15 protein-coding genes are annotated in these 17,604 nt (G+C 68.2%); 3 read left to right on the top strand and 12 right to left on the bottom strand.

The window, feature by feature from the left end; translation table 11 throughout:
- Positions 1–115: 115 nt before the first annotated feature.
- The 10 genes from CFB41_RS08860 to CFB41_RS08815 form a co-directional block, all read right to left on the bottom strand.
- Positions 116–1,048, bottom strand: a complete 933-nt coding sequence (locus tag CFB41_RS08860) for an ABC transporter permease (protein WP_089456240.1) — start codon at positions 1,046–1,048, stop codon at positions 116–118.
- On the bottom strand, positions 1,048–1,920 hold the full coding sequence (locus CFB41_RS08855) for an ABC transporter permease (RefSeq protein WP_089456239.1): 873 nt from the start codon (positions 1,918–1,920) through the stop codon (positions 1,048–1,050). The genes CFB41_RS08860 and CFB41_RS08855 overlap by 1 nt, the downstream gene beginning before the upstream one ends.
- A 37-nt stretch (positions 1,921–1,957) precedes the next feature.
- Positions 1,958–3,043 (bottom strand): ABC transporter ATP-binding protein, encoded by a 1,086-nt coding sequence (locus tag CFB41_RS08850; protein WP_089456238.1) that lies wholly within the window; start codon positions 3,041–3,043, stop codon positions 1,958–1,960.
- A gap of 49 nt (positions 3,044–3,092) precedes the next feature.
- Positions 3,093–4,259 carry an ABC transporter substrate-binding protein gene (locus tag CFB41_RS08845; RefSeq protein WP_089456237.1) on the bottom strand — a complete coding sequence of 389 codons (1,167 nt, stop codon included), beginning with the start codon at positions 4,257–4,259 and terminating at the stop codon, positions 3,093–3,095.
- A 317-nt stretch (positions 4,260–4,576) separates the two neighbouring features.
- Complete coding sequence (locus tag CFB41_RS08840; protein WP_089456606.1) at positions 4,577–5,152, bottom strand: alpha/beta hydrolase; 576 nt, start codon at positions 5,150–5,152, stop codon at positions 4,577–4,579.
- Between the two features lie 16 nt (positions 5,153–5,168).
- Positions 5,169–6,497: an MFS transporter gene (locus CFB41_RS08835; protein ID WP_089456236.1), complete on the bottom strand. Its 1,329-nt coding sequence runs from the start codon at positions 6,495–6,497 to the stop codon at positions 5,169–5,171.
- 160 nt (positions 6,498–6,657) lie between these two features.
- On the bottom strand, positions 6,658–7,713 hold the full coding sequence (locus tag CFB41_RS08830) for a 3-keto-5-aminohexanoate cleavage protein (protein ID WP_089456235.1): 1,056 nt from the start codon (positions 7,711–7,713) through the stop codon (positions 6,658–6,660).
- Between the two features lie 118 nt (positions 7,714–7,831).
- On the bottom strand, positions 7,832–8,680 hold the full coding sequence (locus CFB41_RS08825; protein WP_089456234.1) for a TauD/TfdA family dioxygenase: 849 nt from the start codon (positions 8,678–8,680) through the stop codon (positions 7,832–7,834).
- 10 nt (positions 8,681–8,690) lie between these two features.
- On the bottom strand, positions 8,691–9,671 hold the full coding sequence (locus CFB41_RS08820) for a quinone oxidoreductase (RefSeq protein ID WP_089456233.1): 981 nt from the start codon (positions 9,669–9,671) through the stop codon (positions 8,691–8,693).
- Between the two features lie 19 nt (positions 9,672–9,690).
- Positions 9,691–10,635 (bottom strand): universal stress protein, encoded by a 945-nt coding sequence (locus tag CFB41_RS08815; protein ID WP_089456232.1) that lies wholly within the window; start codon positions 10,633–10,635, stop codon positions 9,691–9,693.
- Between the two features lie 242 nt (positions 10,636–10,877).
- Between CFB41_RS08815 and CFB41_RS08810 the strand changes: the two genes are divergently transcribed.
- From CFB41_RS08810 to CFB41_RS08800, 3 genes are all read left to right on the top strand, one after another.
- Complete coding sequence (locus CFB41_RS08810; protein WP_089456231.1) at positions 10,878–13,580, top strand: LuxR C-terminal-related transcriptional regulator; 2,703 nt, start codon at positions 10,878–10,880, stop codon at positions 13,578–13,580.
- A gap of 231 nt (positions 13,581–13,811) precedes the next feature.
- A complete protein-coding gene (locus CFB41_RS08805) occupies positions 13,812–14,936 on the top strand; it encodes a porin (protein ID WP_089456230.1) in 1,125 nt (374 codons plus the stop codon).
- A gap of 181 nt (positions 14,937–15,117) precedes the next feature.
- Complete coding sequence (locus tag CFB41_RS08800) at positions 15,118–15,822, top strand: glutathione binding-like protein (protein WP_089456229.1); 705 nt, start codon at positions 15,118–15,120, stop codon at positions 15,820–15,822.
- Between the two features lie 687 nt (positions 15,823–16,509).
- On the opposite strand, the gene CFB41_RS38080 is transcribed toward CFB41_RS08800, so the two are convergent.
- The gene (locus tag CFB41_RS38080) at positions 16,510–16,665 is read right to left on the bottom strand and encodes a hypothetical protein (protein ID WP_179249989.1); all 156 of its coding nucleotides are present in this window, start codon (positions 16,663–16,665) and stop codon (positions 16,510–16,512) included.
- Positions 16,666–16,962: 297 nt separating this feature from the next.
- The gene (locus CFB41_RS08790) at positions 16,963–17,478 is read right to left on the bottom strand and encodes a MarR family winged helix-turn-helix transcriptional regulator (protein WP_089440100.1); all 516 of its coding nucleotides are present in this window, start codon (positions 17,476–17,478) and stop codon (positions 16,963–16,965) included.
- Positions 17,479–17,604 lie beyond the last annotated feature (126 nt).

Below are 17,604 nucleotides of genomic sequence, written 5' to 3'. Positions count from 1 at the left end.
TCCGTGATCGGTGGAACGCCGCGTAGTCTGCAACGTCCGCGTGTCGCGCGCGGTATCCATTTGTAACCAATTGCACGGAGGCGCGCGGCATCGCGTGCCCGTGCGGCGCCCTCGCCTATTGCCGCTCCTGCTTCACGCGGCTGACGAGCTGCGTCGGGCTCACGAACTGCAGCGCGATCACGACCCACACGAGCGTGATGGCCATGTAGATCATCGCCATCGCGTCGATCGACTGCGGCGCGCGCACGCCGGTCGAGAACACCGCGTAATACAGCGCGACGACGAGCGTCTGCGTGCTCGGCCCCGCGGTGAAGAAGGTCAGCTCGAACATCCCGATCGTGCGCACCAGCACGAGCAGCCCCGCCGCGAGCATGCCGGGCACCAGCAGCGGCAGCAGCACGTAGCGGAAATAGCGCCACGTGTTCGCGCCGAAGATCCGCGCGGCGGCTTCGAGGTTCGGATCGATCTGCTCGATGAACGGCGTCATCACGAGGATCACGAACGGCAGCGCCGGCACGAGGTTCGCGAGGATCACGCCGGGCAGCGTGCCCGCGAGCCCGACCTTGTACATCACGGTGGCCATCGGGATCCCGTACGTGACGGGCGGCACCATCAGCGGCAGCAGGAACACCAGCAGCGCGAAGCGCTTGCCGCGAAACGGCACGCGCGCGAGCGCATACGCGGCCGGCACGCCGAGCGCGATCGACAGCAGCACGACCGCGCCGACGACCTCGACGGTCACCCACAGCACGCTCGCGAGCTGGAAGTCTTCCCACGCCTTCGCATACCAGTGCAGCGTGAAGCCTTGCGGCAGCGGCGTGCCGAACCAGCGGGTCGCGATCGAGTTCACCGCGACGGTCGCGATCAGCAGCATCACGTTCAGCAGGAAGAACGCCATCAGCCCCCACACGAGCGCCTTCCAGGCGCGGCCGGCGAGATTGCTTGTCATCTTCTGCGGTTTCCTCGCGTCGACGGGCTGCGCATCGGGCGCATCGGGCGTGCCGTGCTTCGGCGGCCAGATGCGAGCGGCATGATTGTCGGTCGCCATCAGCCCTTGCCTCCCGTCACCGCGCCCGTATAGAAGAAGCGGCGCGCGCCGAGCATCGACGCGACCACCAGCAACTGCACGAAACCCATCACGATCGCGATTGCCGACGCCAGCGAATAGTCGTAGCTCTCGAACGCGGCTTCCGCCGCCGCGATCGAGATCACGCGCGTGGGCCCGGCCGGCGCGCCGAGCAGCACGGCCGACGGGAACACCGAGAACGCCTGCACGAACGACAGGCATGCGGCCATCGTGAGCCCCGGCACGAGCAGCGGCAGGTAGATCTGCCGGAACTGCTGCCACGGGTTCGCGCCGAGCGTTGCCGCGGCGCGCGCGAGCGTCGGGTCGATGCCGCTGATGTACGACAGCATCAGCAGGAACGCGAACGGAAAGCCCGACACGATCAGCGACAGCAGCACGCCCCAGTAGTTGTGCGTGAGGCGCACTTCGTCGGTGTACAGATGCAGCCCCTGCAGCGCCTGCGGGAACCAGCCGTTCGGCCCGAAATACGTGAGCATCCCGTCGGCGACGAGCACCGTGCCGAGCGTCACGGGAATCACGAGCAGCGTCGTGACGAACTTCTGGTACGGCGAGTGGCGGCGCAGCGCGAACGCGACGGGCACCGCGATCCCGACGTTGAGCAGCGTCGCCGGCACCGCGAGCTTCAGCGTGACGAGCACGGTCGGCCACATCGCCGTGTCGGTGAAGAACTGCACGTAGTTCGCGAGCGCGCCGCCGCCGTTCATCGGCTGGAACGACAGCACGAGGCCGTACGCGAACGGATAGATGAACAGCGCGACGATGAACGCGAGCGCGGGCGTGACGAGCCAGGCTTTCGCGTCGCGCGGCGTGCCGCCGGATGCGGCCGTGCTCATGCGGCCTCCCGGTATGACGGCGCGGCGGCTGCGCCGCTCATGTCGGCGCTCCCGGGTAGACGAGCGTGCGGGACGGCGCAACGCGCAGCCGCAGCGGCTCGCCTTCCGTGAATTCGCCGGCGACGCGCGCCCAGATCGGGCCGAATGGCGTGACCGCGCGGATCAGCGAATCGCGGCCGCCGTACTCGACCGTTTCGATGGTCGAGTCGAACGCGTTCGTATTGTCGCCCGCATCGTCTGCCCGCTCGATGTCGTCGGGGCGCAGCGCGACCACGACCTCCTTCGCATCGAAGCCGGCCATCGGCACGCCCGTGACGCGCACGCCACCGGCCGCGACCGTCGCGTAATCGCCGGCCATGCCTTCGAGCGTGAACGGCAGCACGTTGCGATAGCCCATGAAGCGCGCGACGTGCAGGTTGTGCGGGCGCGTGTAGACGTCCTTCGGCGTCGCGACCTGCTGCACGACGCCCTCCTTCATGACGACGATGCGGTCGGCCATCGATAGCGCTTCATCCTGGTCGTGCGTCACGTAGATCGTCGCGCGTTCGAGCTGCGTGTGGATGCGGCGGATCTCGGCGCGCATCTCGATGCGCAGCTTCGTGTCGAGGTTCGACAGCGGTTCGTCCATCAGCACGAGCGGCGGCTCGATCACGATCGCGCGCGCAATCGCGACGCGCTGCTGCTGCCCGCCCGACAACTGCCCGGGCAGCTTGCCCTCGTGGCCGACGAGCTGCACGAGTTCGAGCGCCTGCTGCGCGCGCCGCCGCGTTTCCTGCTTCGGCACGCCGCGCATCTTGAGGCCGAAGCCGACGTTGTCGAGCACCGACATGTGCGGAAACAGCGCGTAGTTCTGGAACACCATTCCGAAGCCGCGGCGCTCGGGCGGCAGCACGTCGATGCGCGTGTCGTCGAGCCAGATGCCGCCGCGCGTGAGCGGTTGCAGCCCCGCGATGCAGTTGAGCGCGGTCGACTTGCCGCAGCCCGACGGGCCGAGCAGCGCGATGAATTCGCCGCGCCGGATCTCGAGATCGAGCCCGTTCAGCGCGGCGACCTGCGCGCCTTGCGCATTGGTGAAACTGCGGCACACGCCATCGAGCCGCAGCCGTTCGAAACTGTGCTTCATTGCGCGAACTCCCTCGACGCGGGCGCCGCGGCGCCCGCCGGTTCATGCGTCACTTCGACTTCTGCGAACCGATCTCGCGATCCCACTTCTGGAACGCGGCGACCATCGCCTGCGCGTTGAGCGGCTGCACGTGCGGGCGATCCGCGAGCAGCTTCGCGTACTCGGGGCGGCCGAATTTCTTGATCACTTCCTGGCTGTGCGCGGGCGCCATCTCGAGCGTCACGCCCTTTACCGCCGGGCCCGGATAGAAGTAGCCGTCGTCGTAGGTCATCGCCTGTTGCGCCGGTTCGAGCAGGAAGTTCATCAGCTTGAACAGCACGTCGAGCTTTTCCTTCGGCACGCCCTTCGGGATCACCATGTAGTGCGCGTCGTTGACCCACGTCATGTTGTCGAAGGCCTGGACCTTGAATTCCGCCGGCACGATGCCGAGTGCGCGCGGGTTGAGGTCCCAGCCGGTGACGGTCACGGTCATGTCGCGCGTGCCCTCGCCGAGTTCCTTCATCACCGCCGACGTGCCGCCCGGGTAGTACGGCACGCAGTCGTTCAGCGCCTTGAGGAACGCCCAGGTCTTGTCCCAGCCGTTGATCGGATCCTGCGGATTCTTGTCGCCGAGCACGTACGGCAGCCCCATCAGGAACGTGCGGCCGGGGCCCGAGTTCGCCGGGCGCGCATAGATCAGCTTGTTCGGGTGCGCCTTGCACCAGGCGAGCAGCTGATCGGGTGTCTTCGGCGGGTCGCTGACTTTCGCCGGGTTGTATTCGAGCAGCGGGCCGGCCGGCATGTAGGTGACTTCGAGGCCGTAGCCCTGCGCGAGATCCTGCATCTTGCGCGGGCCGGGCGCGTACTTGTCGAGCACGCCGGGGAGCGCGGCCGCGTCGTCGGGCAGCAGCTTGCGCCACAGGTTCTGCTCGATGCCGGCGGCCAGCGCGTCGGTGCCCGTCAGCACGAGGTCGATGTCGGCGCGCCCCGCCGCCTGCATCGCCTTGATCTTGCCCGGCAACTGCGGCGCGGGCGCGTTCGTGAACGTGACGTTCGAGACGAGGTTCGGGTTCTTGTCCTTGAAGGCTTCGATGGCCTTCTGCGTGAGCTGCAGGTTGCCCGCGACATCGACGATGTTCAGCGAGACGGGGGCGGCGATGGCTGCCGTAGCAGACAGCGCGAAGCCCAGGGCAAGTGCGATCCGGCGGACACGGCGAGCGATCGGGGTGGCGTTCATGTCTCCTCACTTCGGTCGGTGGATGGGACCTTTCTTTTCAGGAAATCATGACGGCGTTATACGATGTCGGTCAACAAAAAACCACGGCGTGCGGGGCGGGACTTTCCCTGACAAACAGCTTCCGTTTGTTGACGATTTGTGTGTCGGCCGCTGCTGTGGCGTCGTGCCACGTAGATTGGGCTGCGTGTTAAGACGTCGTATCTCGGCGGGCGGCGAAATGGAATTGGTTCGGGGCTGCAGCGCGACCCGACGGTGACGGCGCGCGCGCCGGGTACCCGGTCGGGCGCGGCGCGTGGAAGGCAGGAATATTCAGTCAGTCAGGCGGCGCCGAGTGCGGCCACCTCCCCGATCAACCGCTCGGCATCCTGCCACTCGCCATATCCCGACGCAGGGTTCAAATGCCCGACCTCCCCCAGATCGACGAGCTGGCTGCCCCAACTGGCCGCCAGCGACTCGATGCGTTCGAAACCCGCGAGCGGGTCGTTGCGGCTCGCGGCGACGATGCTCGGAAACGGCAGCCGTTCGGTCGGTATCGGCGTCCAGCCGTTCGCGGCGATCGCATCGGGCGCCGGATAACCGGCGGGCATCGGCGACTCGAGATCGGCCGGCGTCGCGAGCAGCGCGCCGTGGATCTGGCGCGTGGCCCGGCGCGCCCAGTGCACGGTAATCATCACGCCCGCGCTGTGCGCGACGAGGATCACCGGGCCGTCGATCTCGGCCAGCGCCGCATCGAGCGCCGCGACGCGTGCGGCGCGGCTCAGCTTGTCGGCTTCGAGCGGCGGGACGGCGCGTGCGTTCGGCAGGCGTCGTTCGAGGTGCGTCTGCCAGTGGTCTTCGACGTGGTCGCGCAAGCCGGGCACGATCAGGATGGTGGGTGAGGTCGTCAGGGTCATGCAGTCTCCGAAGCGTTCAGGAAAGGTGGGACGCGCGCCGTTCGCGTTCGACGCGCGCGAGGTCGGCCACATAGCTCGCGCGTCCGATTGCGAACAGCGCGGCGGCCATGAGCGGCACGACCGGAATCCATTGCAGTGCGCCGACGAGCCCGGCGCGATCGGCGACCCACCCCGTCAACAGCGGGCCCGGCGCCATGCCGAGCAGGTTGTTGGCGAGCGTGAGCGTCGCGAACGCCGACGCGTGGATCGCGGCCGGCGTCAGGTTCGCGACCATCGCGCCCGACGCACCGGATGCGCCCGCGCCGACCAGCATCCCCGCGCAGATCAGCGCGAGCTGCAGCGGCCCGGGCGGCAGCCGGAACGCAATCGCGAGGCACACGCCCGTGAGGACGCAATACGCGATCGCGGTCAGCCACTTGCGCTTGCCGTCCATTTTGCCGACGCGGTCGGTGACGATCCCGCAGCCGACCATCCCGACGCCCGCGAGCAGCACGAAGCCGGCCGCGAGCACCGCCGCGCGGTCGGGCGCCATCGCGTAGTAGCGGTTCAGGTAGCTCGGCAGCCACGCGAACAGCGCGCCCGGCACGAACAGGTGCAGCCCGCTGCCAAGGTACGCGCAGATCACCGAACGCGATGCGAACAGCCCCGACATCAGCGCGCGCACGTTGCCGCGCAGGCCGCGCGGCACGCCAGCGTCGCGCCGGCACGGTTCGATCCGATACGCGGCGAGCCGCCGTTCGGTCACGACGCAGCGATACGCGACGAGCAGCACGATGCCGAGCGCGGCCATCACGCCGAACGACCAGCGCCAGCCGAGATGCGCACCGACCAGCCCGCCGAGCGCCATCCCGAACACGGAGCCGAATGCGCCGCCGGCCATGAACGCGCCGGTCAGCGTCGCGCGCAGCCGTGCCGGAAAGATGCTGAGGATCAGCGCGACGCCGACACTGCCGTACGCGGCTTCGCCGAGCCCGACGAGGCCGCGTGCGACGAGCATCTCCGCGTAGTTCGTCGACAGCGCGCAGCCGAGCGTCGCGACGCTCCACAACGCGGCCATCAGCACGATGCTGCGCACGCGCCCGAAGCGGTCGGCGAGTACCGACAGCGGGAACGTCAGCAGCCCGACCAGCAGCGCGACGACGCCGGACAGCGAACCGAGCTGCGTGTCCGACAGCCCCCACGCGTGCTTGAGCAACGGGAATATGGCATTGAGCACCTGCCGCGACATGTAGTCCGACAGCAGCAGGCCGACGGTCAGCCCGAACACGAGCCACGCATACGCGGGCGCGCGCCGGCCGGCGGCGGCGACGTCCTGCATCGACGGCTCGACTTGATGGATCAGCATGCGTGTCTCCTCCGGCGCCGGAGGTCGTGCTCCGGCGCGGCTTGCGTGGCCCCGCTCCGTTGACCGGAGTCCGCTCCCGCGCGCTGCGCAGGGGCGGTGCCACGCCACAACGGTCGGCGGGCGGCGGCCGTGACGACCGCCTGCCCGGATGCGCGGCGCGTCAGGCGGCCCGCAGCGGCACGTTCACCTGGCCGGCGCGGCGGTTCGGCGCCATCCCGAGGTGCGCCAGCGTCTCGTCGATGCCGTCGTACTGCACGCCGATCCGGTAGATCGCCTTCGCCTCCTTGCCGGTGGCGATGTCGCGGCCGAGTTCGCGCGCGATCCGCACGCACTGCTCGACCTGCTGCACCGACGTCATCCGGTTGCCCTTCTGGTCGATGATCGTGTCCTCGATCCCGCAGCGCGGATGCAGGCCCAGCGCCATCGCGACCGTGTTGATCGGCAGCACGTTCTTCATCAGCGATTCGAGCGTGATGCACGCGCCGTCCGGGCAGCGCCGCACGAATTCCATGAAGTTGTACGGATTCGGGCCGTCGAAGCCGCCGCCGATGCCCACCCACGTGACGTTCAGCGGGCCGCGATAGACGCCGCGGCGGATGATCCGCTCGAGCGTTTCCAGCGCGTGCATGCCGGTGAGCTGGAAATGCGGCTGGATGCCGGCCGCCTGCAGGCGGCGCAGGTGTTCATCGACCCAGCCGGGGCCGGCCGGCACGGTCATCTCGCGGTACGCGTCCCAGTAAGCGGCTTCGTTCAGCGACGTGCCGGCGATGTCGCGGCGGTCCATCAGCTCGGTGATGTTCATCTGGACGGTGTTGATCGCGACCGTCACCTGGTCGGGCTTCGGCGTCAGCTCGGCGAGCATGTGGCGCGTGTCGTCGGACAGCCATTTCGCGTCGGCGCCCTCGCCTTCCGGCGCGAACGAGATCGAGCCGCCCACCTGCAGGATCATGTCGGGCACCGCCTCGCGCAGCCGGCCGAGCAGTTCGTTGAACTTCGACAGCCGCTTGCTGCCCTTGCCGTCGAGCTCTCGCACGTGCATGTGCAGCACCGTCGCGCCCGCGTTGTAGCAGTCGACGGCCTTCTGCACGTGCTCGTCCATCGTCACCGGAATGTCTTCGGGAAAGTCGGCCGGCATCCATTCGGGGCCGTACGGCGCGACCGTGATGACAACCTTGTCCTGGTTTTCCGGGTGCAGCGAATCGTCGAGAAATTGCATGTCGTCCTCCAGTGGAAATCGTTGTATTGCGGGTACGGGCGCGCGTATCCCGCCGCGCCGGGCGGCGGGCCCGGCGCGTTGCATGGGGTTTCAGAGATGGGCTACGGTGTTGGCGGGCTCAGAACGGCACGTCGCCGACGATGCCCGCGCGCTCCATCTGGCGCACGCACGGCGGGTAGTCCATCACCGCGTAGTGCTGGGTGCTGCGGTTGTCCCAGATCGCGACGCTGTGCTTCTTCCAGCGCCAGCGCACCTGGTACTCGGGGATGTACGCCTGGCTGATCAGGTATTGCAGCAACTGGCCTGCGCCGGGATTCGCGTCCTGCCCGACCCGCACGCGCGCCGGCGTGTGGAAGTTCGTGAAATGCGTGGTGAACGCATTCACGTACAGCACCTTCTCGCCGGTTTCGGGATGCGTGCGCACGACCGGGTGCTCGGCGTCCGGGTACTGCGCCTTCAGCGCGAGACGCTTGTCGATCGGCATCGCCGCGCCGAAGCTCGCCTCGATGCTGTGGCGCGCGCGCAAGTCGTCGATCTGCTGCTTCACGTGCTCCGGCAGGCGCTCGTAGGCGAGCACCATGTTCGCCCACATCGTGTCGCCGCCAACCGGCGGACCGTCGATGCAGCGCAGCACGCAGCCGAACAGCGGCGCCACGCGCCAGCTCGCATCGCTGTGCCACGCATTCTCGTAGCGGTCGTTCGGCTGGTCGGGCGACTTGTAGATCCGCACGAGCCCCGGGTGCGCGGGATCGCTGCCGGCCACCGGATGATCCTCGAGCTCGCCGAAGTGCCGCGCGAACGCGACGTGCTCGGCGCGCGTGATGTCCTGGTCGCGCAGGAACAGCACGCGATGCCGGAGCAGTTGCGCACGGATCTCGGCGAACAGGCCGTCGTCGTGCACGGCGTCGGCGAGGCTCACATCCAGCAGTTCCGCGCCGATCGCGCAGGTCAGGGGTTCGACTCGCATGCGCGTCTCCTCAGACGATGAACACCGACGAACCGGTCGTCTTGCGCGATTCGAGATCGCGATGCGCCTGTGCGGCATCCTGCAGCGCGTAGCGCTGGTTGATCTCGATCCGGATCCGGCCGGCCGCGACGTGTGCAAACAGTTCGCCGGCCAGGTCGTTCTTCTCGGCCGGATCGGCAATGTAGTCGGCCAGCGCCGGGCGCGTCAGGTATAGCGAGCCTTTCATCGCGAGGCGCTGCGGATCGAACGGCGGAATCGGGCCCGACGCGGTGCCGACGCACACCATCAGCCCGCGCCGCTTCAGCGAATCGAGCGAGCCTTCGAAGGTGTCCTTGCCGACGCTGTCGAACACGACGTCGACGCCCGCGCCGTCCGTCAGCTCGCGCACGCGCTTCGCGACGTCCTCGCGGCTGTAGTCGATCGTATGGTCGCAACCGTGTGCGCGGGCGATTTCGGCCTTGTGCGCGCTGGAGACCGTGCCGATCACCGTGAGCCCGAGCAGCTTCGCCCATTGCGACACGATCAGCCCGACGCCGCCGGCGGCCGCGTGCAGCAGGATCGTGTCGCCCGGCGCGAACGCGTGGATGCGGCGCAGCAGGTAGGCCGACGTCAGGCCGCGCATCGTCATCGCCGCGGCCGTTTCGCAAGAAATGCCGGCCGGCAGCCGCACGAGCGGCGCGGCGGGAATCAGCCGTTCGGTGCTGTACGCACCGAGCGTGTTCAGGAAGCCCGTGTAGGTCACGCGGTCGCCGACGGCGACGTTCGTCACGCCGGGGCCGACCGCTTCGACCACGCCGGCCGCCTCGACGCCGAGGCCGGCAGGCAGCGGCACCGGATACAGGCCGCTGCGGAAATACGTGTCGGCGAAATTCAGGCCGACCGCGTCGTGCCGCAGGCGCACCTGGCCGGGACCCGGGTCGCCCACGTCGACTTCCTCCCAGCGCAGGACCTCGGGGCCGCCGGTTGCGTGGAATCGCACTGCATGTGCCATCTTTGTTCTCCGTAGGGTGTCAGTCGGATGCGCGTCGCGCATCGTCGGGTTCGTTCGGTTCGTTCGCGCGTGGCGGCGTCGCGGCTGCGCCGTCCGCCAGCGATTCATCCAGTCCGGCCCAGTCCGCGTCGCCGAGATAGCGCCGCGCGGCCGGGAAAATCACGCCTTCCATCCGCCCCATCTGCTCGAACGCGCCGTGCGCATAGCGGGCGAGCGCCGTGTCGAACGCGACCGACGGTAGCCCTTCCGCGGCGATCCTCATGAGCGCATCGAGCGCTTGCGCATCGCGCTGCCGCTGGCGGTCGAGTTCGTCCAGTTCGGCCGCGACGCACTCCGCACGGACGCGCAATGCCGCGAACAGGCGCGCTTCGGCGGCCGTGCCGAACCGGGCGCGCTGAAGCACGGCGAGCGATGTCAGCGCCTCCTGCGTGTCGGCTACCTGCTGCCGTGGCTCGCGCGAGGCGGTGCCGGTCGCCGTCAACGCCCGCAGCCACCCTTCGACCGCACGATGCGCATCGAGGCAACGCGCCATCACGCGCGCCTCGGCAGGCGTTCGCCGCGACGTGCACACGAGCACCGGCACGCCGCTGGTCGCGAACAGGTGCAGCCGTTGCGCGCAGGCCGCCGCATCGGCATCGTGCGGCAGCGCCGCGACGCCGATCAGGTCGCAGCCGAGTTCGGCCGCCAGCGCACCGGGCGCTGCGTTGCCGGCCGCCCCCGGATGGCCGGCCCCCGGATGGCCGGCCCCCGCGATCGCATGAGACAACCCTTGTGCCCGCGCGGCGGCTTCCACTTTCGCACCGTGCTCCGGCAGCCGCGCTCCGGATAAACGCGAGTCCGGTGCGGCGCCGGTCAGCATGAACGTGACCCGGGCGCCGACCGCGCGCGCCAGTTCGAGCGCATGGCCGATCGCGTCGATGCCGCCGGGCGAGCCGTCGACCGTCACGAGCAGATGGCGGTACATCGTGCCGCTCCGCTTATCCGGCGAGCGGCGCGCTGCGCCGCGTGCCGGTCGATACGATCTTCATGGGTGGGCTCCTCGTGGTGTTCGTCTTGCATCGGAACCCATGCTATCGATGCGCTGCCGGTGCGGCCCCACTCGTCGCGGGGGGGATTGACGGGCGAACGCGGTTCGACCGATCCTTCCCCCACACCCACCCCGGACGCTGGCCCGCACGGCACCGCCGGAATCCGACTGCTGCCCCGATGGCCCACCCACCCGATCGCGCCGACGCGCCTCCCACCGAACTGGTCCTGAAGACGACCGCGCCGCGCGTGCCGGCGCAGTTGCTGGCCCGCGCGCGGCTGAGCCTCGCCGCGCCCGCTTTCGACGGCCGGCCGGTCACGCTGGTGCAGGCGCCGGCCGGTTACGGCAAGACGTCGCTGCTCGCGCAATGGCGCCGCGAAACCCTCGCGCTCGGCCGTGCGGTCGTATGGCTGTCGGCCGACGAGCGCGACGATGCGGCGCGGTTGCTGCAGGGGCTCGTGCAGGCGGTGCGGACCGGTTGTGCACGGCCCGGCTTCGGGCGCCTGATCCCGATGGGCGCGGCCGACGCGGCGCGCGCGCTGGAGGGCGTGACCGCGTGGCTGGCCGAGGTCGCGCAACTGTCGATCGATGCGCTGCTGATCGTCGACGATGCGGAGCGGTTGCCGCCCGCGGGCCTCGATGCGCTGACCTACGTGCTGCACAACGCGCCGCAAAACCTGCATGTCGTCGTCGCCGCGCGGCGCGGGCTCGATCTCGTGGCCGGCGATCTGCTCGCCGGCGGGCAATGCACGCTCGCGGGCCCCGACTGGCTGCGCTTCACGCTCGACGAGACGATCGCGCTGGTCGGCGCGCGCTTTGCCCAACGGGTCGACGCCGACGCGTGCGCGCGGCTGTTCGAACGCGTCGACGGCTGGCCGCTCGGCCTGCAGCTCGCGATGGCCGCGATGGCGCGCTCGGCCGATCCGCGCCAGGCGGTCGACGCACTCGCCGCCCGCGTGGACGGCACGCGCGACCGGCTCGTCGAGCTGCTCCTCGCGAACCTGTCGGCCGACGACACCGCGTTCCTGACGCGCACGAGCGTCGCCGATCGCCTGCATCCGTCGCTATGCGCCGCGCTGCTCGACGACGCAGGCGCACCCGCCCGTCTCGCCCGGCTCGCACGCGACACGCCGCTGTTCATCGCGTCGGACGATTCGGACTGGTGCCGGCTGCATCCACTCGTGCGCGACACGCTGCGCGACCGCCTGGCCGCAGGCTCGGACACCGAGCGCAGCGCGCTGCATGCGCGGGCGGCTGCCTGGCTCGACGCGCACGGGATGACCGAGGAAGCCGCCCGTCACGCGTATGCGGCCGGCCAGTTCGAGGTGGCGTACGCGCTCGCGCAGCGCTGTCTCGAGGATGCGATCAAGCAGGGCCGCATCAACGACGTGCTCGACTGGCTCGCGCTGCTGCCCGATGCGGAGCTCGACAAGCGCCCGACGCTGCGCGTCGCCGTGGCGTGGGCGCTGGCGCTCGGCGAGCGCCATGTCGAGGCGCAGCGCCAGATCGCGGGCATCCTCGCGGATCCCGGCACGCCCGCGGCGATGCGCTACGAGTGCGCGCTGATCCTCAGCGCGGCCGCGTATTACGCCGACGAAATCGACCGCTTCGTCGAGCTGTTCGAACCGTGGGCCGACTTCACGCCGCCGGCGGCGACCTGGCTCGCGCAAATGCATGCGAACCGGCTGTCGGCGCGCGCAATCATCGTCGGCGAACCGGCGCAGGCACGCCGCTTCCAGCACGCGGCGCCGCGCGGCGAGACGGCGGCCGGGTTTGGCTACGTCGCGCGCTGGGGCGAGCTGATCACGGGCCTGAGCTACCTGCGCGAGGGCCAGGTGCGGCTGGCCGACGATGCGCTGTCGCCGGCACTGGCGCGTGCGGAAGCCGATCTCGGGCGCCGCCATCCGCTCACCTGCATGCTCGCGGCGATGTGCGCGGCGCTCGCGTACGAGGCCGACCGCGTCGACCAGGCCGCCGCGTTGCTCGCGAACCGCCTCGACGTGCTCGAACACGCGGGCACGCCCGATACCGTGCTGCTCGGCTATCGCACCGCCGCGCGCATCGCGCTGCTGCGCGGCGTCGAGCACCGCGCGATCGACCTGCTCGAAGCGCTCGACGCGATGGGGGTCGCGCGCCGCCTGCCGCGCCTGTCGGTCGCGAGTCTCGCCGAACAGGTGCGCATTCATGCGGCGCGCTATCGCGAGGCGACCTGCCACGCGCTCGTCGAGCGGATCGATGCGATCGCCGCGGCCGAGTTTCCGTCGCATGGGCCGTTGTGGCGGCGCCCCGTCGTGCTGCTGCAGGCAACGGCGCACGCGGGTGCCGCGCTGGCCGCGCGCCGCTGGGACGACGCAAGCGCAGCGCTCGACGAAGCCGCCGTGCTGGCCCGCGAAATGAGCATGGGCCAGGCGCGCATCGAGATCATGGCGCTCAGCGCGTTCGCGCGCGAACAGTCGGCCGGCGGCGGCCGTGCGTTGCTCGACGAAGCGATGAACCTCGCCGACCTGTTCGGGCTGACGCGCACGCTCGCCGACGCGCATCCGGCCATCGCCGACTGGGCGCGCCGCGCCGGCGACGAAGCGGCCGCCGGCACCGGCCCCGCGCGGCACGCGCTGCCGCTGCCGCGCATCGTGCCGCCCGCGCCGCGCGCCGCGGCCAGCCCGCGCGCGGTGCCGAGCGTCGTGCTGACGCCCAAGGAGCGCGCGATTCTCGAGCTGCTCGCGCGCAACCTGTCGAACAAGGAGATTGCGGTGGCGCTCGCCGTCGGCGAGGAAACCGTGAAGTGGCACCTGAAGAACCTGTTCGGCAAGCTCGACGCCAGTTCGCGCAAGCATGCGGTGCGCCGCGCGCTGGTGCTCGGCCTCCTCGAAAGCGCGCCCTGACGTCGTAACGCCGGTTCCGCCGATCGGGCGCAGCGTCGCGCCAGCCTTCCGCCGATTCTCCGCAACCCTGCCCCCCGCGCATGGGGGGGAGCGGCCGCCCGCCGTTGCGTAGTCTTTCCGCACGGCTCAGGCGGGCGTCGCCTGTCACACCTTCCCGCCAGCCTCCCTGCTTTCCCGCTTCACCCGGACGGGCTCGATCCCGTCCGGTCCAATACGACCCTGGAGACTTCGATGAAGACGAAACTGGCCGCGCTCGCGGCGCTTGCCGGCTGTTCGGCGCTCGCGCATGCGCAATCCTCCGTCACGCTCTACGGCGTGATCGACTCGGGCCTGCTGTACCAGAGCACGTCGGCGGCGTCGTTCAGCCCGACCGCGCCGAACACGGGCAAGGTGTTCCGCATGAAGGACGGCGGCATCTACTCGAGCTTCTGGGGCATCAAGGGCAGCGAGGACATCGGCGGCGGCTACAAGGTCAACTTCAAGCTGCAGGGCTCGTTCGACAGCGGCAGCGGCAAGCTGCAGCTGAGCGACACGCCGGGCGCCGTCGCGATCTTCAACCAGGTCGCGTCGCTCGGCGTGTCGGGCCCGTTCGGCACGTTCACGGCCGGCCGCCAGATCGTGCCGATGATCTACGCGATGGCCGACACCGACGTGCGCAACGCGCAGTTCTTCGGCAGCGTGCTGATTGCGTGGCTCGGCCTGAACACGGCGGCCGGCTGGTCGGGGACGAGCACCAACGCAGCGATCGGCGCGTTGTACGACAGCAATGCGCTCGTCTACCAGTCGCCGACCTTCGCGGGTGCGTCGATCGCGCTCGAATACGCGCCGGGCGGCGTGGCCGGGCAGTTCCAGGGCGGCACGCGCGAATCGGTCGTGCTAAGGTATGCGAACGATGGGCTCAATGCTTCGGCCGCTTACTACAACGGCCACGACACGAGCCCGGCGCCGGGCGTCGCGCCGACCGGCGTCGACAACAACCGCTTCATCTACTTCGGCGCGAAATATACGATCCACGATTTCTCGGTGTCGGCGTCGTACGGCAACGGCCGGAATCCGTCGCATGCGGACAAGGTGAACCTCGACATGCTGTCTGCCGGCATCGGCTATCGCTTCAGGCCGGCGCTGCAGGTGACGTCCGCGGTGTATTACCTGAAGGATCGCAACGTCTCGGCGAACAAGTCGACGGCGGTCGTGCTCGCGGCCGACTACAGCCTGTCGAAGCGGACGATGGTCTATGCGCAGGTCGGCCACGTGAACAACCGCGGCACGATGGACCAGATGCTCGTGTACGGGCAGCCGGTCGCGCCGGGCGTCGGCACGACGGCCGTGATGGTCGGGCTGCGGCACAACTTCTGACGGTTGCCGGCGGCGCCTGGCGATGCCGCGGCGGTCGCGCGTGGCCACCACCTGCATCGATCGCCGGGATCGGCTACAGTGGGCGTTTTCGGCGCGCTCCGCCCTGCCGTCTCGCCGTCGACCGTGGCGCGTGCGGCAGCAGGAACGGGCGCGGATCCTTCACTTCGACGAGCGACCCTCCATGTCCGACCTGTCCGCCTTCCCGATCACGCAAAAGTGGCCGGCCCAGCATCCCGACCGTCTCCAGCTCTACTCGCTGCCGACGCCGAACGGCGTCAAGGTGTCGATCATGCTCGAGGAAACCGGCCTGCCGTACGAGCCGCACCTCGTGCGCTTCGACACGAACGACCAGTTCTCGCCCGCGTTCCTGTCGCTGAACCCGAACAACAAGATCCCGGCGATCATCGATCCGAACGGCCCGGACGGCAAGCCGCTGCCGCTGTTCGAATCGGGCGCGATCCTGATCTATCTCGCGGACAAGACGGGCCAGCTGATCCCGAAGGATCTCGCGGGCCGCTACGAGACGATCCAGTGGGTGATGTTCCAGATGGGCGGCATCGGACCGATGTTCGGCCAGGTCGGGTTCTTCCACAAGTTCGCCGGCCGCGACTACGAGGACAAGCGTCCGCGCGATCGCTACGTCGACGAATCGAAGCGCCTGCTCGGCGTGCTCGATGCGCATCTCGCGAACCGTCAGTGGGTGATGGGCGATACCTATACGATCGCCGATATCGCAATTTTCCCGTGGGTGCGCAACCTCGTCGGCTTCTACGAAGCGGGCGACCTGGTCGGCTTCAGCGAGTTCCGGAACGTCAAGCGGGTGCTCGACGCGTTCGTGGCGCGTCCGGCGGTCGAGCGCGGGCTCAATATTCCGGCGCGAGACTGACCGACCACGCGGCCGCATCATGTGCGGGTCGCGAACTGCAAGGCCCGCCGCATTGCGCGGCGGGCTCTTTGGGGTTTATCGCGAATTCCCGGGGAACGGCGGGAAGCCTGTTGGTTTTCGGCCAAGAACAATCGTTAACACCGTCGGTCATTTGGACAATCAGATGTCGGCTTTACTCTGCAAACAGTCGTTCGAGTTCCACATATGCGCGTTGCCTTGTCATCCTCTGCGAACATTGGGCCATTTCCAGAAATCTTCTCCATCGACCGTGCTCAGTCAGGATGTCGGATCCGTTTAAACTCGAGTGAAAATCAAGCAGTTAAATATGACCCCGTCGCGCGTTGAATCGCTAGTTTCCCGTCGCTACTAGTAGCTTCCAGCGGATAGGCCCCTGATTGGCAGCGTGAGTGTGATGATTCTGAGGCGGGAGTACATGGTCCTTTGCTATCCCTATCTCGTGCCCGCAAGCATTGCACCTGTAGATGCCTGCGTCCGGAGCTTGTGTGCCTGGATCGCGCAGAGCGTCGAAATTACCGTGCTGGTTTTGTTGCAAGTGATTGGAGTATTTGTAAAGCGCCATTTGTCACCCCGTTTTTCGATGCGTGGAAACGATTTATTTGAAAAGAATTTGGCTATCCATGAATCCGCAAAACCGTACCTCTTCTTTCCACTGCATTGCCAGCAATTTCATTTCTTCTTTGACTTTGCAGCGCCTTGCTTTACTGCGACAGATTTGTCTGCCATAGTGCGGCCGGCAGAGGAATGTCCCTTCGGCAACTGTTTGCTTGCGTCTTTCAATTCTTTCGATGTCGGTGGCTTTATTGTTTCCTTCTTGGTAACCATTTGTGCACCTCGTCGGCCAGTAGCTTAGATGGGTATGCCATTTGAATGGCAATAGCGAGCCTAGGATGTTCAACGTCGCCCATAAAGAGGTGTTAACCCGATGTTCTAACTGGATAAAAATACCAAAATGCTCGTCCTCACTCAGTTTGAATGTTTGGACGGCCGTTCTAACTTAGAAGCCACCATTTACACCGGAGTACGTTGACAGTCCACTCCGGGTCGGCAAGCGACATCCGAGAAAATTCACGAAGAACTTTTTTGTCCGCCTCGTGCGTTCGCGTCACGCATGCTGCGGCGCTACTTTCCCTCCGCCCCTTTCGACGCCCCGTCTCCCAGCCCCGCCAGCAACTTTCCCAGCAGTTCGGACAACTGCGCCTGTTCCGCATCCGACAACACGGCCAGCAATTCCCGCTGGTTGTCGATATGCGCGACGACTGCCTCATCGATCAGCGCGCGGCCGGTCTCCGTCAGCGCGACGAGCGTGCCGCGCCCGTCCGCCGGGTTCGGCCGGCGCTCCACCCACCCGGCCTTCTGCAACCGGTCGATGCGCGCGGTCATCCCGCCCGACGACATCATCAGCGCGTCGTACAGCGCCGTCGGCGTCAAGGCGAACGGCGCCCCGCCACGCCGCAGCGTGGCCAGCACGTCGAACTCACCGGGCTGCATCCCGTAGCGCGCGAACAGCGGATTGAGACGGTCGCGCGCGATCACGAGCGCCGCTTCCTGCAGCCGCCCCATCACCACCATCGACGACGCGTCGAGATCCGGGCGCTCGGCGCGCCATTGTGCGAGCGCATGCGCGGCTCGATCCATTAACCCTCCTCGGCTCACCAGTTATCTTGACGTCGAGATAAATCAGCATTTATCTTGATGTCGAGATACTTTACATGAAAAGCGCGCGGCACCTCCCCGGAGGCGGCCGCGCACCGATATCGAGGG

It is taken from the genome of Burkholderia sp. AU33803, assembly GCF_002223095.1.
In the GTDB taxonomy this organism is placed as follows: Bacteria; Pseudomonadota; Gammaproteobacteria; order Burkholderiales; family Burkholderiaceae; genus Burkholderia.
Note: the sequence above shows the minus strand (reverse complement) of the source record. Positions and strands in the feature narration are given on the sequence as shown.

What these genes read in the sequence shown, in the direction of transcription:
- CFB41_RS08840 (WP_089456606.1), bottom strand. Translation starts at nt 5,152, where the DNA reads ATGACCCTGACGACCTCACCCACCATCCTGATCGTGCCCGGCTTGCGC.
- CFB41_RS08825 (WP_089456234.1), bottom strand. Translation starts at nt 8,680, where the DNA reads ATGCGAGTCGAACCCCTGACCTGCGCGATCGGCGCGGAACTGCTGGAT.
- CFB41_RS08830 (WP_089456235.1), bottom strand. Translation starts at nt 7,713, where the DNA reads ATGCAATTTCTCGACGATTCGCTGCACCCGGAAAACCAGGACAAGGTT.
- CFB41_RS08805 (WP_089456230.1), top strand. Translation starts at nt 13,812, where the DNA reads ATGAAGACGAAACTGGCCGCGCTCGCGGCGCTTGCCGGCTGTTCGGCG.
- CFB41_RS08845 (WP_089456237.1), bottom strand. Translation starts at nt 4,259, where the DNA reads ATGAACGCCACCCCGATCGCTCGCCGTGTCCGCCGGATCGCACTTGCC.
- CFB41_RS38080 (WP_179249989.1), bottom strand. Translation starts at nt 16,665, where the DNA reads ATGGTTACCAAGAAGGAAACAATAAAGCCACCGACATCGAAAGAATTG.
- CFB41_RS08820 (WP_089456233.1), bottom strand. Translation starts at nt 9,671, where the DNA reads ATGGCACATGCAGTGCGATTCCACGCAACCGGCGGCCCCGAGGTCCTG.
- CFB41_RS08790 (WP_089440100.1), bottom strand. Translation starts at nt 17,478, where the DNA reads ATGGATCGAGCCGCGCATGCGCTCGCACAATGGCGCGCCGAGCGCCCG.
- CFB41_RS08815 (WP_089456232.1), bottom strand. Translation starts at nt 10,635, where the DNA reads ATGTACCGCCATCTGCTCGTGACGGTCGACGGCTCGCCCGGCGGCATC.
- CFB41_RS08855 (WP_089456239.1), bottom strand. Translation starts at nt 1,920, where the DNA reads ATGAGCACGGCCGCATCCGGCGGCACGCCGCGCGACGCGAAAGCCTGG.
- CFB41_RS08835 (WP_089456236.1), bottom strand. Translation starts at nt 6,497, where the DNA reads ATGCTGATCCATCAAGTCGAGCCGTCGATGCAGGACGTCGCCGCCGCC.
- CFB41_RS08810 (WP_089456231.1), top strand. Translation starts at nt 10,878, where the DNA reads ATGGCCCACCCACCCGATCGCGCCGACGCGCCTCCCACCGAACTGGTC.
- CFB41_RS08800 (WP_089456229.1), top strand. Translation starts at nt 15,118, where the DNA reads ATGTCCGACCTGTCCGCCTTCCCGATCACGCAAAAGTGGCCGGCCCAG.
- CFB41_RS08860 (WP_089456240.1), bottom strand. Translation starts at nt 1,048, where the DNA reads ATGGCGACCGACAATCATGCCGCTCGCATCTGGCCGCCGAAGCACGGC.
- CFB41_RS08850 (WP_089456238.1), bottom strand. Translation starts at nt 3,043, where the DNA reads ATGAAGCACAGTTTCGAACGGCTGCGGCTCGATGGCGTGTGCCGCAGT.